Source organism: Streptomyces sp. NPDC033270 (genome assembly GCF_055576575.1).
This window is the reverse complement of record NZ_JBVIRA010000004.1, coordinates 192086-207326: the sequence shown is the minus strand read 5'-3', so window position 1 is coordinate 207326 and position 15241 is coordinate 192086. Positions and strand designations below refer to the sequence as shown.

At 69.7% G+C, this 15241-nt stretch carries 17 protein-coding genes; 12 read left to right on the top strand and 5 right to left on the bottom strand.

Annotation, left to right across the window (positions count from 1 at the left end; all coding sequences use genetic code 11):
• From ACZ5XZ_RS09095 to ACZ5XZ_RS09070, 6 genes are all read left to right on the top strand, one after another.
• Nucleotides 1-1086 (top strand): acyl-CoA dehydrogenase family protein, encoded by a 1086-nt coding sequence (locus ACZ5XZ_RS09095; protein ID WP_468975611.1) that lies wholly within the window; start codon nucleotides 1-3, stop codon nucleotides 1084-1086.
• Nucleotides 1083-1499: a MaoC family dehydratase gene (locus tag ACZ5XZ_RS09090; protein WP_468975609.1), complete on the top strand. Its 417-nt coding sequence runs from the start codon at nucleotides 1083-1085 to the stop codon at nucleotides 1497-1499. The genes ACZ5XZ_RS09095 and ACZ5XZ_RS09090 overlap by 4 nt, the downstream gene beginning before the upstream one ends.
• Nucleotides 1496-2662, top strand: coding sequence for a lipid-transfer protein (locus ACZ5XZ_RS09085; RefSeq protein ID WP_468975607.1), 1167 nt, complete (start codon nucleotides 1496-1498; stop codon nucleotides 2660-2662). Before ACZ5XZ_RS09090 ends, ACZ5XZ_RS09085 begins: the two co-directional genes overlap by 4 nt.
• A 186-nt stretch (nucleotides 2663-2848) precedes the next feature.
• Nucleotides 2849-3382 (top strand): SigE family RNA polymerase sigma factor, encoded by a 534-nt coding sequence (locus ACZ5XZ_RS09080; protein ID WP_384424401.1) that lies wholly within the window; start codon nucleotides 2849-2851, stop codon nucleotides 3380-3382.
• A gap of 347 nt (nucleotides 3383-3729) precedes the next feature.
• Nucleotides 3730-4623 (top strand): TIGR03620 family F420-dependent LLM class oxidoreductase, encoded by an 894-nt coding sequence (locus ACZ5XZ_RS09075; RefSeq protein WP_468975605.1) that lies wholly within the window; start codon nucleotides 3730-3732, stop codon nucleotides 4621-4623.
• 164 nt (nucleotides 4624-4787) lie between these two features.
• Nucleotides 4788-5150 carry a peptidoglycan-binding domain-containing protein gene (locus tag ACZ5XZ_RS09070; RefSeq protein WP_468975603.1) on the top strand — a complete coding sequence of 121 codons (363 nt, stop codon included), beginning with the start codon at nucleotides 4788-4790 and terminating at the stop codon, nucleotides 5148-5150.
• Nucleotides 5151-5249: 99 nt separating this feature from the next.
• Here the strand turns inward: ACZ5XZ_RS09070 and ACZ5XZ_RS09065 are convergent, their stop codons facing one another.
• The 3 genes from ACZ5XZ_RS09065 to ACZ5XZ_RS09055 form a co-directional block, all read right to left on the bottom strand.
• Entirely contained in the window at nucleotides 5250-5444 is a 195-nt protein-coding gene (locus ACZ5XZ_RS09065) for a hypothetical protein (protein WP_468975602.1), read from the bottom strand.
• A gap of 133 nt (nucleotides 5445-5577) precedes the next feature.
• A complete protein-coding gene (locus ACZ5XZ_RS09060; protein ID WP_468975600.1) occupies nucleotides 5578-5760 on the bottom strand; it encodes a DUF397 domain-containing protein in 183 nt (60 codons plus the stop codon).
• Entirely contained in the window at nucleotides 5757-6605 is an 849-nt protein-coding gene (locus ACZ5XZ_RS09055; RefSeq protein WP_468975599.1) for a helix-turn-helix domain-containing protein, read from the bottom strand. Before ACZ5XZ_RS09055 ends, ACZ5XZ_RS09060 begins: the two co-directional genes overlap by 4 nt.
• 111 nt (nucleotides 6606-6716) lie before the next feature.
• Between ACZ5XZ_RS09055 and ACZ5XZ_RS09050 the strand changes: the two genes are divergently transcribed.
• The 6 genes from ACZ5XZ_RS09050 to ACZ5XZ_RS09025 all read left to right on the top strand — a co-directional run bounded on the left by ACZ5XZ_RS09050 (nucleotide 6717) and on the right by ACZ5XZ_RS09025 (nucleotide 11273).
• Nucleotides 6717-7127, top strand: coding sequence for an ATP-binding protein (locus tag ACZ5XZ_RS09050; RefSeq protein ID WP_468975597.1), 411 nt, complete (start codon nucleotides 6717-6719; stop codon nucleotides 7125-7127).
• A gap of 385 nt (nucleotides 7128-7512) precedes the next feature.
• Nucleotides 7513-8685 (top strand): RNA-guided endonuclease InsQ/TnpB family protein, encoded by a 1173-nt coding sequence (locus ACZ5XZ_RS09045; RefSeq protein ID WP_468975595.1) that lies wholly within the window; start codon nucleotides 7513-7515, stop codon nucleotides 8683-8685.
• Between the two features lie 86 nt (nucleotides 8686-8771).
• Nucleotides 8772-9131, top strand: a complete 360-nt coding sequence (locus tag ACZ5XZ_RS09040) for a DUF6313 family protein (RefSeq protein WP_468975594.1) — start codon at nucleotides 8772-8774, stop codon at nucleotides 9129-9131.
• Nucleotides 9132-9243: 112 nt separating this feature from the next.
• Nucleotides 9244-9621, top strand: coding sequence for a hypothetical protein (locus ACZ5XZ_RS09035; protein WP_468975593.1), 378 nt, complete (start codon nucleotides 9244-9246; stop codon nucleotides 9619-9621).
• A gap of 68 nt (nucleotides 9622-9689) precedes the next feature.
• The gene (locus tag ACZ5XZ_RS09030; RefSeq protein WP_468975592.1) at nucleotides 9690-10646 is read left to right on the top strand and encodes an SMI1/KNR4 family protein; all 957 of its coding nucleotides are present in this window, start codon (nucleotides 9690-9692) and stop codon (nucleotides 10644-10646) included.
• Between the two features lie 87 nt (nucleotides 10647-10733).
• Nucleotides 10734-11273, top strand: coding sequence for a GNAT family N-acetyltransferase (locus ACZ5XZ_RS09025; protein ID WP_468975590.1), 540 nt, complete (start codon nucleotides 10734-10736; stop codon nucleotides 11271-11273).
• A 41-nt stretch (nucleotides 11274-11314) separates the two neighbouring features.
• Here ACZ5XZ_RS09025 and ACZ5XZ_RS09020 read toward each other — a convergent pair whose 3' ends face one another.
• Nucleotides 11315-12109 (bottom strand): response regulator, encoded by a 795-nt coding sequence (locus ACZ5XZ_RS09020; RefSeq protein WP_468975589.1) that lies wholly within the window; start codon nucleotides 12107-12109, stop codon nucleotides 11315-11317.
• Nucleotides 12106-15241, bottom strand: a 3136-nt coding sequence (locus tag ACZ5XZ_RS09015) for a HAMP domain-containing protein (RefSeq protein ID WP_468975588.1), incomplete at its 5' end; no start/stop codon positions are given. The genes ACZ5XZ_RS09015 and ACZ5XZ_RS09020, both read right to left, overlap by 4 nt.

Sequence of the window (15241 nt, the reverse complement as noted above, 5' to 3'; positions counted from 1 at the left end):
ATGGACTTCACGCCTACGGAGGAGCAGCGAGCCGCGAGCGAGCTGGCGGCCGACATCTTCGGCGATCTGTCCACACCCGAGCGGCTGGCCCGGCTGGGCACCGCCGCCGACGCCGAGCTGTGGAAGGCGCTGTGCGCGGCCGGTCTGCCGGGCGCGGTCGAGGAGACCGGACTGCTGGGGCTCGCTCTGCTGCTGGAGGAGCAGGGCCGTACGACGGCGCAGGTGCCGTTCGCCGCGACCTGTGTGTACGGCCTGCTGGCGATCGGCGCACACGGGAGCGCGGAGCAGCGGGCGCGGCTGCTGCCGGGGCTGCGGGCCGGTGAGTCGGTCGCGACCGGGGCGTTCCCGGCCCGGCCTGGTGGCGTACGGACGGCGGCGGGGGACGGGACAGGCGCTGCGACGGGGGCCGGGACGCGGGCCGAGGGGACGGCGCGGCTGACCGGATCGGTCCCGGTGGTGCCCTGGCTGCGCGAGGCCACGCACGTCCTCGTCCCGGACGCGTCGCGCACGCTGTGGCTGGTACGCACGGACGACACCGGTGTACGGCGGGAGCCGGTCGAGACCACCGCCCCGTGGTCGGCGGCCCGGCTCACCCTGGACGGCGCGGCCGGCGAGCGGCTGGGCGGGGCCGACGCCTACCCCGGCACGCTGGCCGCCGCCCGCACCGCCTTCGCCGCCCTCCAGGCCGGTGTCTGCGCCGGCTCCCTCGCCCGCGCCGTGTCCCACACCACCACCCGCGAGCAGTTCGGGCGCCCCCTCTCCACCAACCAGGGCGTCCTCCTGCGGGCCGCCGACGCGTACATGGACACCGAGGCGATACGGGTCACGGCCTACGAGGCGGCCTGGCGCTACGACGAGCGACTGCCCTGCGCCGAGCACGCGCTGACCGCCGCCTGGTGGGCATCCGAGGCGGGCAAGCGCGTGGTGCACACCGGCCAGCATCTGCACGGGGGCATCGGCGCCGACGTCGACCACCCCGTCCACCGGCACTTCCTCTGGGGCCGGCAGCTCGACGCCCATCTCGGCTCGGGATCCCAACTCCTCGAAGAACTGGGGGACTTGATGGCAAGCGAGGGCCACGCATGACGGCCGGCGACGCGAGCGGCACCAAGGCCGGTGACGAGCTGCCGCCCCTGGAGATCCCCATCACCCGCACCCTGATCGTCGCCGGAGCGCTCGCCTCCCGCGACTACCAGGACGTCCACCACGACACCGAGGCGGCCAAGGACAAGGGCTCCCCGGAGATCTTCATGAACATCCTCACCACCAACGGGCTGGTCGGCCGCTACATCACCGACCACTTCGGGCCCACAGCGGTGCTCCGCACCGTCGCGATACGGCTCGGCGCCCCCAACTACCCCGGCGACACCATGACGTTGACCGGCACGGTCACCGACGTCGACGGCGACACCGCCCGGGTGCGGATCACCGGCGCCAACGCCCTGGGCAACCACGTCACCGGCACGGTCACCGTGCGCCTCCCGGAGGGCACCGCATGAGCCTGCATCGCCCCGACTCGCTGTCCGGACGGGCCGCCATCGCCGGTATCGGCGCGACCGAGTTCTCCAAGGACTCCGGACGCAGCGAACTCAAGCTCGCCGTCGAGGCCGTCCACGCCGCCCTCGACGACGCCGGACTGACACCGGCCGACGTCGACGGCCTGGTCACCTTCACCATGGACCCCAGCCCCGAGATCACCGTCGCCCAGGCGGCCGGCATCGGCGAGCTGTCCTTCTTCTCCCGCATCCACTACGGCGGCGGCGCGGCCTGCGCCACCGTCCAGCAGGCGGCCCTGGCCGTCGCCACCGGGATCGCCGAAGTCGTGGTCTGCTACCGCGCGTTCAACGAGCGCTCCGGGCGCCGCTTCGGCTCCGGGGTCCAGGAGCGGCAGCCGTCCGCCGAGGGTGCGGCGCTCGGCTGGAACCTCCCTTTCGGCCTGCTCACCCCCGCCTCCTGGGTCGCGATGGCGGCTCAGCGCTATCTCCACACCTACGGCCTGACCCCGGAGGCGTTCGGGCACGTCGCCGTCACCGACCGCCGGCACGCCGCCCGCAACCCGGCCGCGTACTTCTACGGCAAGCCGATCACCCTCGCCGACCACGCCGCCTCCCGCTGGATCGTCGAACCGCTGCGGCTGCTGGACTGCTGCCAGGAGACGGACGGCGGCCAGGCGATCGTGGTGACCAGCCCCGAGCGGGCCCGCGATCTCCGCCACCCCGCCGCCCTGATCACCGCCGCGGCGCAGGGCGCCGGCCGCGCCCAGGAGCAGATGACCAGCTTCTACCGCGACGACCTGACCGGCCTGCCGGAGATGAACGTGGTCGCCCGCCAGCTCTGGCGCACCGCCGGCCTGGCCCCCGCCGACATCTCCGTCGCCATCCTCTACGACCACTTCACCCCCTTCGTGCTCATGCAGCTGGAGGAGTTCGGCTTCTGCGCCCCCGGTGAGGCAGCCGACCTCGTCGCCGCGGACACGCTCCCGCTGAACACCCACGGCGGCCAGCTCGGCGAGGCGTACCTGCACGGCATGAACGGCATCGCCGAGGCCGTCCGCCAGCTGCGCGGGACATCCCCGAACCAGGTCCCCGACGCCGCCCATGTCCTGGTCACGGCGGGTACGGGGGTGCCCACGTCGGGGTTGATCCTGGGCCGGGACGACTGAGGGGCCCAGGTGGGGACGGCTCAGGGTCCCGGGCAAGGGCGGCTCAGGGTCCCGGGTAGGGAGGGCTGAGGGGCCCGTCCCCCCAAAGGAGGTGGGGTGGACCCCACCCGTACAACTTGAGGCGGAGAGCGCTTCGGCACCTGGGGCCGATCCCCCGAACCCTCCCTCGCTTCTAGCGTTGAGCCCATGACCACGCCAGTGTGCACAAGAGCTTCGACCGCCGCGGTGTTCCCGTCGTTCTCGTCCTATGTACGGGCCCGGGGGCCGGTCCTGCTGCGCGCCGCGCGGTCGCTGTCCGCCAACCCCAACGACGCCGAGGACCTCCTCCAGACCGCGCTGACCAAGACCTATGTGGCCTGGGAGCGCATCGAGGACCACCGCGCCCTGGACGGCTATGTCCGCCGCGCGCTGATCAACACCCGCACCTCCCAGTGGCGCAAGCGCAAGGTCGAGGAGTTCGCCGTCGACGAGCTCCCCGAGCCGGACCCGCTGCCGGCCCCCGACCCCGCCGAGCTGGAAGGCCTGCGTGACGCGATGTGGCGGGCGGTGATGCGGCTGCCCGCCCGCCAGCGCGCCATGGTCGTCCTCAGGTACTACGAGGACCTGAGCGAGGCCCAGACCGCCGAGGTCATGGAGGTCTCGATCGGCACGGTCAAGAGCGCCGTCTCCCGCGCCCTGGCCAAACTCCGTGAGGACCCGGAGCTGGCCATGATCCGGTAACCCCGGGACACCCCTGAGCGGTAACCCCGGGACCTCCCTGAGCGGTAACCCTGGGACGTCCCGGAGTCGAAACTCCCTGGCCGAAGAAGACCGACGAGACGTCGTTGTCGCACCCGACGGCGCCCAGATCAGCGACATCACCGTCGATGATCTCCTGCCCGCCGGTGCAGTCGGACTCCGCCCAGATCTTCAGCGAGCAGGCGACCCGGAGGGACGAGGCCATCTCCGGCACGTACCGCGGACACTTGCCCGGTCAAGGGCGACTTCTCGGGCGAATACCCCCATCGTTCCGGTCACCGCCGCCCTGCCGGCCCCCGGTCCCGGCGCCCCATCGGTAGACCCGTCCCATGGACCTGGACCTGGGACGCATCGGCATTTGGAGCCTGGCCTTCACCCACGGAGACCGCGGGGAGGCCCGCGAAGCCGCCGCCGAAGTGGAGGAGTTGGGCTATGGGACGCTCTGGCTCGGCGGCAGCCCTGGTGGCAACCCGCGCGGCGACCTCGGCACGACGGCCGAGCTGCTCGCCGCGACCGACCGCCCCGTCGTCGCCCCCGCCTGCGTCTCCATCTGGCACCAGTCCGCGTCGGCGCTCGCCGCCACCTACCACTCGTTGCCCGCCCACCGACGCGCACGCCTGCTCCTCGGCCTGGGCGTGAGCCACCGCCAGGTCGAGCGGCGCTACCACCGCCCCTACACCACCCTCCGCGGCTACCTCGACGAACTGGACCGAGCGCCGCAGCCACTGCCCCAGGCGATGCGCTTCCTCGGCGCCCACGGCCCGAAGATGACCCGGCTCGCCGCCGACCGCACCGCCGGCGTCCAGCCGCACCTCACCGTCCCCGAGCACACCGCCCACACCCGCGCGCTGTTAGGCGACGGCCCGTTCCTGGCCCCTACGGTGAGCGTGGTCCTGGACGGCTGCCCGTCGACCGCCCGCACCACCGCCCGCGCCGCGCTCGCCCCGTACCTCTCGCCAACCGCCAACTACGCCGGCAGCTGGCTGCGTTCCGGCTTCACGCCCGACGACCTCATCGCTCCCGGCAGCGACCGCCTCGTCGACGCCCTCTTCGCCTGGGGCACCCTCGACCGGATCGCGAACCGCATCGCCCAGCACCTCGCCGCGGGCGCCGACCACATCGCCCTCCAGGTCGTCACCCCCGATGGACACGGCCCCCAGCCGCCCGGCTTCCCCCGCACCGTGTGGCGCACGCTCGCCGAGTCGCTCCTCGTGCGCCCATGACGACGCACCGTCGGCAAGCACCGCTCCCCGATCGGAGACGAGGCGATGTCACCCACAGGAGGTGTAAGTCGGCGGCAGCGGCGTAGTGGACCCCTCCCGGAGCCAGTCTCCCTATGGAGCTCCTGTCAGGGAGATCTACAAAGACTTGGGGGGAAGGACCTCACATGCGTACACGTCAGCGCGCCGTCCTGGCTTCGGCAGCCGCCTTGAGCGGGTTGCTTCTGGCACTGACCCCGGCCGCCTCCGCCACGCCGTTCGAGGCACGGGGAACCACTTCGGTCGCCGACGCGGCCGCCCACTGCGGCTACTACAGCGGAAATGCCACCACCCGGCGTGGTGACCATGGCGACCGTGTCAGGGAGATCCAGTGCGTGATCAACTTGTGGAACGGTGGCTCACCACTGGCCGTTGACGGGAACTTCGGCCCGCGCACGGAGAGCTGGGTGGTGTACTTCCAGGACGTGCGGGGTCTCCAGGTAGATGGCGTCGTCGGTCCGCAGACCTGGGCCTCCCTGCGCGCGGTGTGACGGGCGCTGCCGAATCGAGCCTGTCCGATCAGGCGCTCTTTCCTGACCCGTCGGACAGGCCCTGACAACCGGGCCGGGGGTGGCGACCACCCCTGGCCCTCACTCGGTTTCGGCGGTGGCGTCCGTCGCCGTGGTCGCGGTCGTGCCGGTGGCCGTGGCCGGGGCCGATACGGGGGCCTGGACGCTGCCCTCGGCCGCTGCCGGGCTCTCGCGGCGCTTCCGCGCCAGTTCCGCGGCGAACTTCTCGGACTGCAGCCGCATTTCCGCTTCCGCCTTCAGGTCGAACTGCCGCACCGTGACTCCCCCTTCTGCCGTTTGCCGACAGCGTTCCCGCCACGGCCGCGCCGACCCCGTCGGCGGCACGAAGGAAGCCTCGGCAGTTGCACGCCCGGCCGCTATGCGCCGTCGCGCACGGCCCGGCGCACAGTCAGCGCGCGGAGTCGGCGGCGTACGCGACGAAGTCGGCCCAGGTGGCCGGCGGGAGGTGCAGCCGCGGCCCGTCGGGGTTCTTGGAGTCGCGGATGTGGATGGTGGAGGGGGTGGCGGCGACTTCGATGCATGCGGAGTCGTCGTTGCCGCTGTGGCTGCTCTTGATCCACGTGAGTTTCATGTCTCTCCCCGCAGTTCTTCGATGAAGGCCAGTGACTCCCGTGGGCTGAGAGCCTGGGATCGGATGATCCCATACCGCAGTTCGAGGACCTGGACCTCTTTGGGATGCACCACTACGCGGCTGGTGAGATGCGCTTCCGAATACCCCACCGTCGACCCATCCCTGAGCTTCAGTAGCTGCACGTGGCCCATCATGCCGGCGTGGTCCTCGCGCTCCGTCGGCATCACCTGGATCTCGACATGCCTCAACTTGCCGAGTTCCAGCAGGTGTTCGAGCTGGCGACGCAGCACCATTCTGCCCCCGATGGGTCGCCGCAGGGTCACCTCTTCTTGGACGAATGTCAGCGTGGTGAGCGGTGTCCGGCGGAAGATCTCCTGCCGGGCCATGCGGGCCGCTACGTGGCGCTCAAGGTCGCCCTCGGTGAGCACTGGGCGCCGTACGTCGAACAGCGCGCGCATGTACTCCTCTGTCTGCAACAGTCCGTCCACGTTGTGGTTGCCATAAGCCCCAAGTTCGACGGCCGTGGCCTCCAGCTTTCCCAGGTCCCGTGCCCTCTTCGGGTAGCGGGCTCGCTCCACGTCCTTCTTCATCGCGGAGATCTTGCCGCCCGCGCCAAGTACCTCATCAGCCCTTTCCAGGAATTCGGGGCGGGGAATACGCGCTCCACGCTCGATCTTGTAGATCAGGTTTTCCCCGTAGCCCATCCTCGCCGCGAACTCTGCGGGTCGCAGTCCTGCTCCTTCCCGCCACAGTTTGAGCTGGCGGCCCACCACCTCGACCGCAGGCTGCATCTCATCCGGCCCGTCGGGTTCCCAGGACGCCTCGTCCTTGTCGTCAACGCTCATCTACTCCACCTCCTGGACCGCAGCGGACACCTCGGTACAGCCGGGGACAGTGACCGTACGTATCGGCGATATCACTGTTCAGCGTAAAACGGCCCGACCACGCTGAGTGACATGAATCAGCAAATCGCCGAGCCCGAGCTCCGGTTCAAGGTCCAGCTGTCGGCCACCCGTCGAGGGGCCCGCCTTGCGCGGCTGCTCGCCGTTGAACAACTCCGGGTCTGGGGCGTGCCGTTCGAGCGGCCCGCTCAGGTCGTCGCCGAACTGGCGGCGAACGCCGCCTCGCACGGGCGCGTACGAGGGCGTGACTTCAGGATCGTGCTGTCCTTTGACGCGGACACGCTCCGTGTCGAGCTGGTGGACGCACGCCCGGACCGGATCCCGGTCCAACAGGCCCCGGGTGTAGGTGAGTCGGGGCACGGTCTGATCCTCGTGGACGCGCTCGCCGATCGATGGGGGACCTGGCCTGGGCCTATCCCTTGCAAGACGGTCTGGGCAGAGTTCGACCTGCCGTCATGGGGCTGAAGGCCGGGAACTGGGCTGGCGGTGCCACGGGCCGTAAAAGACCAAATAACCCCAGGTGGAAAGAACCAACCCACCAAACCCCACCGGGGGGCCGCATGTCCGTCACTCGCTCGGGTGATCGAGTGGCGGAGGGCTCGCCTCCGCTCGCCCCGCCGTTGCACTCTCGGTAGTGGAAACACCGCACACCGCAGACATGCGACGGCCCTCGACTGGGACAGGCATCCCGGACCGCGGGCCTGACCGCCAAGGAAGAGAAGGCTTTCTGATGGCTGAGGAAAGCCGACTCGTCGTTAGGGCGGATCGACGTGCACCAAAACCGCAGGTGAAGCAGCCTACACGGGGTGGGAGGTCCCAACTGTCAGTCCTCCCAGGTAGGTTCGGAGGCATGGCAGCAGAAGCGATCACGGAGGCGACTGGCCATTGCCGGTACACCTACCGTCTGCGTCTGACGTCCACGGCCCGCACTGCTCTTGAGGCCGAGTGGGACCGGTTGCGCTGGGTGTGGAATGAGTGCGTCGCCAAGTCCCAGGCCGTGCACGCGCACAACCGGGCGACCGGCGAGAAGGCGACGTGCGGTCCGGTCCAGCTCGCAGCCATGCTGACCGAGGCCCGCGCCCGCATACCATGGCTGCGTGAGGGCGCCTGTGTTCCTCAGCAGCAGTTGATACGCGACTTCGGCAAGTCCCGGGCCAAGGCGCTCAAGGACATCAAGGCCCGGTTGCCGATGCGGCAGCGGGCCGGGATGCCGAAGTACAAGAAGAAACGCGCAGCGCTGCCCACCCTCGAATACACCAAGCGCGGGTTTTGTCTCAGAGACGGGCGGCTGCATCTCGCTGGCGGAACCGTGGTGCGCCCGGTGTGGTCGCGGGAGCTGCCCGAGCCGCCGTCCAGCGTACGCGTGTACCGCGATGCGGTGGGGCACTGGTGGGCGTCGTTCGTTGTCCCGGCCGTAACCGAGTCCCTGCCGGAGACCGGCCGTGTGATCGGTATCGACTGGGGTGTGAAGGAGACCGCGACCACCACGTCCGACGACCACGACCTTCCCCACCCGCAGCACGGAAAGACGGCTGGTCACAAGCTCGTGAAGTACCAGCGGATGATGAGCCGCCGCAGGCCTTCGAAGGGGCAGCCGGGATCGAAGGGCTACCGCGAGGCGAAGCGGCAGACAGCCAAGCTGTACAAGAAGGTCGCGAACCAGCGGCAGGACACCGGCCGCAAGTGGGCCAAGCGCGTCATGCGCGACCACGACGCCATCGCGGTCGAGGATTTCCGCCCGAAGTTCCTCGCCAAGACTTCGATGGCTCGCAAGGCCGCAGACGCCGCCATCAGCGCCACCAAGAAGGTCCTGGTCGAGATGGGCCGCAAGCACGGCCGGACCGTGCACCTGGTACACCCCGCGCACACCACGATGGACTGTGCGCAGTGCGGAGCGAGAACCAAGCACGCACTACCTCTTTCCGAGAGAACGTATGCCTGCACCGCGTGCGGAGCCGTCTCCCCCAGAGACAAAAACAGCGCCCGCGTGATGCTGGTCCGGGCTGGTCTTCAACCCGGCTAGTGCTGATCTTGTAAGACCTGCACCCCCGCCGGTGGGCAGGCGAAGTGAGCTAGGAATCCCCCTCGTTTACGAGTGGGAGGAGTCAAGTGATCGCCACCCGTATCCAGAGCGTGAAGTCCATCGCGACGAGCACGCTGTTCGAGCAGCGCGGCTGGGGGAACAGGCTCAGGCCGCCGTCGAGGATCGACTACCTGGGGGGCTACTTCCACGGGACGCTGGCGGAGCAGGTCTTCGTGGACGCCTTTGTGCGTATCGCGCATCGGAACGACTGGGTCAAGGCCCAGGACCACTGGGAAGTCATCATCAGGGACACGATGAGTACGCAGCAGTTCTCCAAGCTCGACCGGCACGAGTGCCTGCGGCAGGCGCAGGACGCGACGCTCATCCATATGCGGCCGCCGGCGCTGGTCGGGCTGTGTGCGGTGTGCGTCGCCCGGAAGCCGTGAGGGCCGTGCGGTGAGCCGTAGCGGACATGGGTGTGGACGTGGGTGTGGGCGTGGACGCGGGTGTGGGCGTGGACTTCGGGTGTGGGCGTAGTGGAGAGGGTGGCGGTGGCTGATGCAGGCGGAGAGCGCGGTGGAGATCGTCCGGGCCTCACTGGCCCTGGCGTTTCCCACCGCCACGGATGAGGGCCTGACCAGGGCCGCGGAACTGGTGCTGCGCTGGGGTTCCGAAGGGGTGGGGGCCCAGCTGGAGCCGGATCTGGCGGAGCGGATGCTGCTCGACCTGATGGCGGTCGCGGGCCAGGAGCCGCGCGAGTTCGAAGCCGCCCGGGCGCCGCGTACCCGTCTCACCTACGTCGAGCCGGCGTCGAGCCGCGCGTGGAGCCGTACGGCCGAGACGCGGGGAGACGGGCTGCCGTTCATTCCCCGGCCTCCCGAGCGTCCGGGGCGGGGCCGGTTCCGCGGCGGGCGGGGCCGGACCGGGGACGGCTGAGCGTAGGGGAGCCGTAGAGGAGCCGAACCGCAGGATCGTTGTCAGTGGCGTCCGCTTCAATGCCTGCCATGAACGAGCAGAACGGCCGGGGCGTGCCGTACGAACTTGATGAGCTCCTTGCGGTCGTCCATCGGCTGGCCTGGACGGGTACGGGCGATCTGCAGTGTGAGGAGGCAGGGCACCCGGCGGAACACGTGTGTCTGTGGGCGCCTTCGGACGGGGCCGGCTTCGCCGACCTCCACGAGGCCCTCAGTGGACGTTACGGGCAGCCGCGCAACCTCGCGATGGACGGGTACGCCGACCCGACCGTGACCCGGCGAACGGGGCGGGGGCTCCTGGCTCCCTTCGGCGAGCGGCTCGTCGAGATGCGTGCGTGGGCGCACGGGGGCCGGTGGATCGGCTGCGGTACCGCCCGTTTCGACGACGGCATACGGCCCGTGGTGCTCGTCGCGGAAGGACGGGAACCGGCAGCGGAAGTGCCGGACGGAGCGTCCTGGGTGGACGGGGTCGTCGCCGTTACGGGGTGGGACGTCACCAGCGCGCGCACGGTCGACTGGGCCGAGACCGAGGAACGGCTCGGAACGGCTCTTCCCAGCGACTACAAACGCCTCGTCGAACTGTTCGGGGACGGCGCCTTCGACGACTACCTCCAGATCCACATACCCGGCGCCTGCTTCCAGAGCGCCGACATCGTCCGGCACACCGAGTGGTTGAGCGAGTGGGCGAGCGCAAGCAAGAGCGGTCTGTGGGAGCCGTATGAGCTGTACCCGACCCCTGGCGGGCTGCTGCAGTGGGCGAGCACCGAGCAGGCCGACCAGTTCTACTGGCTGACCGAAGGAGTCGACCCTGACAGATGGCCCATCCTGATCACGGAGGACATCCCTGATTCCTGGGTGCGTTTCGACGGTACGACCAGCGAGTTCATCTACCGCATGCTCACCGACCGGCAGCACCCGTTCTCCACGGCCCGCTACTTCGACAGCCACTGGTTCGCGAGTTACGGGAGTGACGAGAGCGAAGGCTAGGGGCGTGCCCCTCGGAGGGCGAGGTGCGACCGTGAGGAAGAGGAAAAGGGATTGCCACGGGGGCATGGCTCACGTTGGCTGGGCGGCATGGCTGAACTGCGTACCGATCGACTCGTCCTGCGCCGTTGGCGTGACTCCGATCTCGAACCGTGGGCGGCGATGAATGCCGATCCCGAGGTGCGGGAGCACTTGGGCGACCTGCTCACCCGCGAACAGAGCGATGCCTCCGTGGCGCGGTTCCAGGCCGAGTTCGACCAGCGCGGCTACGGGTGGTGGGCGGTCGAGGTGCAGACCACGGGCGAGTTCATCGGCTTCGCCGGTCTGGACGACGTGGACGAGGACATGCCGTTCACAGGAGTGGAGATCGGCTGGCGGCTCGCCCGCCCGGCCTGGGGTCAGGGCTACGCCACCGAGGCCGCGCTGACGGTCCTGGCCCATGGCTTCGACGATCTTGAGCTGCCCGAGATCGTCGCTGTCACGACGGCCACCAACCATCGTTCGCAGGCGGTGATGCGCCGGATCGGCATGACCCGGGACCCGGCCGACGACTTCGACGACCTCTCCGAGCCCGAAGGGCCACTGCGCCCGAACGTGCTGTACCGCATCGCCCGCGGTGCGAGGAGCTGACGCGCTCCGCTCCTCGGGCCCCGTTTCCCCGGGGCGGGTGCCTACCCGCTCCGGTGGGTCAGCAGTCGTCCCACCGCCTCTTCCAACTGCGCGATGCGGTCGGCCAGGTCGGACGCCGCGTCCCGTTCCGGCTCGCCGCCGTGTGCCTCGCCCCGGTCCGTCTCGTCGCCGCCGGCCTCCGGCCCCGACTCACGGCCCGCCCGGTCCCGCAGGAGGAATTCGAGCTGGGCGAGCTGGGCGGCGACCTCCGCCAGGCGGGTGGCCTCGGAGGAGGGGGTGGCGGCCGCGGGCTGCTCGCCCGGCTCCTCGGTCGCGTGGCCCTGCGGTGCGCGGGATGCCTCCAGGGCTTCCGGGGCCTCCGCCGGCGGGCCGCCGGGGCGGCCGCCGTCCGAGGTCAGCAGCCGCTTCAACTGCTCTGCCTGGGCGGCCAGTTGGCGGTTCTTGCGGTGCAGTTCGAGGAAGACGTTCACCTTTGTCCGCAGCAGCCATGGATCGAAGGGCTTGATGAGGAAGTCGGCGGCGCCGACCGTGTAGCCGCGGTAGGCGTAGTTGGGGTCGACCGAGGCGCCGGTCAGCAGGATGATCGGCACGTCCTTCGTCTGGTCCAGCCCTTTGATGTTGGCCGCCGTCTCGAAGCCGTTCATGCCCGGCATCAGGACGTCGATGAGCACCACGGCGAACTCCTCGCGGAGCATCGCCTTGAGGGCTTCCTCGCCGGACCGGGCGCGGACGACCTTCTGGGTGAGGGAGCCGAGGACCGCCTCCAGCGCGACCAGGTTCTCCTCCATGTCGTCGACGATGAGGATGCTCGGTGCGGTGTCCGGTGTCGTCGTCATGACCGCTGCCCCGCCGTTCCCCGGTCGTCGCCCCGGTCGTCCTCGTCCGCGCCCTTGCCGGGACCGGCCTCGGCGGAGGCGGTGGGGTCGGGGTTCGGTCGCGGGGTGCAGTTCTCCGGATCCAGGAGCGTGCAGATCTCGGACAGCAGGCGGTCCACGTCGACCGGTTTGGGGATGTAGTCGTTGGCCCCGCTGTCGATCGCCTTCTCCCGGTCGCCCGGCATGGCCTTCGCGGTGAGGGCGATGATCGGCAGGTCCGCGAAACGGGGGGCCTGTCGGATCGCCTTGATCATCTCGTAACCGTCCATTTCGGGCATCATGATGTCCATCAGCACCAGCGACACGTCCGGTGTCCGGTCCAGGACCTCCAGGCCCTCGCGGCCGTTCTCGGCGTACTTCACGCGGATGCCGACCCGGCCCAGTACATGCGTGAGCGCGAAGACATTGCGGATGTCGTCGTCGACGATGAGGATCCGGCGGTTGGCCAGCACCTCGCCGGGGCGCCCGCTGAGCCAGTCCTTGAGGCGGGTGGTCTCGGGCCAGGTGACATCGCCGCCGTCGTCGGTGCGGGGCTCCGCATGGGGCGCGGGTTCGTGCGCGCGCACCTCCTCGGTGGCGAAGACGTCGCCCTGTGACGAGCCCTGGTCCGGCCGGGGCCGGGTCACGGGCGTGGGCCGGGTGGTGAGCTGTTCGGCGAGGACGGGGCGGGGCGGGGCGGCGGGGCCGTCGCCGAGGGTGGGGAGCGGGGCGGTGTAGCGGGCGGGCACGTACAGGGTGAAGGTCGAGCCGACGTCGGGCTCGCTCTCGGCGGTGATCCGTCCACCGAGCAGCGCCGCCATGTCGCGGCTGATGGACAGGCCGAGGCCGGTGCCGCCGTACTTGCGGTTGGTGGTGCCCTCGGACTGCTGGAACGCCTCGAAGATGTCGTCGAGTTTCTCGGCCGGGATGCCGATTCCGGTGTCCTTGACGGAGAAGGCGAGGACGTCGTCGGCGCTGCGCAGGGGTTCCTCCTCGAACTCGCTTGCCGGTACGCGTCGGACGCGGAGTTCCACGCCGCCGGAGGAGGTGAACTTGACGGCGTTGGACAGCAGGTTGCGCAGGATCTGCTGCAGGCGCTGTTCGTCGGAGAACAGCTCCTCGGGGACGTCGTCGCCGACCTGGACGTCGAAGGTGAGGCCGCGGTCGACGGTGAGCGGTTTGAAGGTCGCCCGGACGTAGTCGAGGAGTTTGACGAGGGGGAGCGGCTTGGGATGGACGTCCATCCTGCCCGCCTCGATCTTCGACAGGTCGAGGATGTCGTTGATCAGCTGGAGCAGGTCGGAGCCGGCGCGGTGGATGGTGACGGCGAACTCCACCTCCTGCGCGTTGAGCCGGCCCTCGGGGTTGTCGGCGAGGAGCCGGGAGAGCACCAGCAGGGAGTTCAGCGGGGTGCGCAGCTCGTGCGACATGTTCGCCAGGAATTCGGACTTGTACTGGGACGACGTCGCCAGCAGCGCGGCCTTCTCCTCCAGCTCGGCGTTGGTCAGCTGCAGCTCGTCGGAGCGCTGGCGCAGCTCGGCGGTCAGTCGCTGGGACTCCGAAAGGAGCGACTCGGTACGGGCGTTGGCGATGATGGTGTTGATCGAGACGCCGATGGTGTTCACGAACTGGTCGATGAAGGCCAGGTGCACATCGCTGAAGCGGCTGAAGGAAGCCAGCTCGATGACGCCCAGTACCTGGTCCTCGAAGAGGACCGGCAGGACGACGATGTTGGCGGGGGCGGCGGCGCCGAGGCCGGAGCTGATGGTGATGTAGTCGGGCGGTACGGCGTCGACGACGATGCGCTTCTTCTCCATGGCGGCCTGGGTGACCAGGCCCCAGCCGGGGGAGCCCATGCGCAGCCGCGGCAGCCGGCGGTGGGCTTCGGGCTGGCCGGTGCCGTAGCCGGCGATGAGTTCGAGCCCCTCACCCGGCTCCGCGCCCGCCTCGGCCAGGAAGAACGCGCCGAACTGCGCGTTCACCAGAGGGGTCAGCTCGCGCAGGATCAGATCGGCGACCTCGACCAGGTCGCGGTGGCCCTGCATCAGGCTGGCGATACGGGCCAGGTTGGACTCCAGCCAGTCCTTGGCGCGGGTGGTCTCACGGAGGTTGGAGACCATCAGGTTGATGTTGTTCTTCAGCGCGGCGACCTCGCCCTGGGCCTCCACGGAGATCGAGCCGGACATATCGCCCTGGGTGACCGCGCTGGCCACCTCGGCGATCGCGCGGACCTGTGTCGTCAGGTTGAGCGCCAGGTCGTTGACGCTGGTGGTCAGGCGCTTCCAGGTGCCGTAGACGCCCTCGACCCGGGCCTGGCCGCCCAGTTGGCCCTCGCTGCCGACCTCGCGGGCCACTCGGGTGACCTCGGAGGAGAAGGAGGAGAGGGTGTCGACCATCGTGTTGATGGTCGTCTTCAGTTCCAGGATCTCGCCGCGGGCGTCGACGTCGATCTTCTTGGACAGATCGCCCTTGGCGACGGCGGTGGCGACCTGGGCGAGGTTGCGGACCTGGGACGTCAGGTTGTCGGCCATGGAGTTGACGTTGTCGGTGAGGTTCTTCCAGACGCCGGACACGCCGTGGACCTGGGCACGGCCGCCGAGCCGGCCCTCGGTGCCGACCTCGCGGGCGACGCGGGTGACCTCGTCGGCGAACGCCCGCAGCTGCAGGACCATCGTGTTGACGGTCTCCTTCAGCTCCAGGATCTCGCCGCGGGCGTCGACGTCGATCTTCTTCGACAGGTCGCCGTTGGCGACGGCGGTGGTGACCTGGGCGATGTTGCGGACCTGGGAGGTCAGGTTCAGCGCCATGGAGTTGACGTTGTCGGTGAGTTCCTTCCAGACCCCGGAGACCCCCCTGACCTGCGCCTGACCGCCCAGGTTGCCTTCGGTGCCGACCTCGCGGGCGACGCGGGTGACCTCGTCGGCGAAGGCGGAGAGCTGGTCGACCATGGTGTTGATCGTGGTCTTGAGTTCCAGGATCTCGCCCTTGGCCTCGACGGTGATCGTCTTGCCGAGGTCGCCCTCGGCGACGGCGGTGGCGACCTGGGCGATGTTGCGGACCTGGGTGGTCAGGTTGTCGGCCATGAAGTTGACGCTCTCGGTGAGGTCCTTCCAG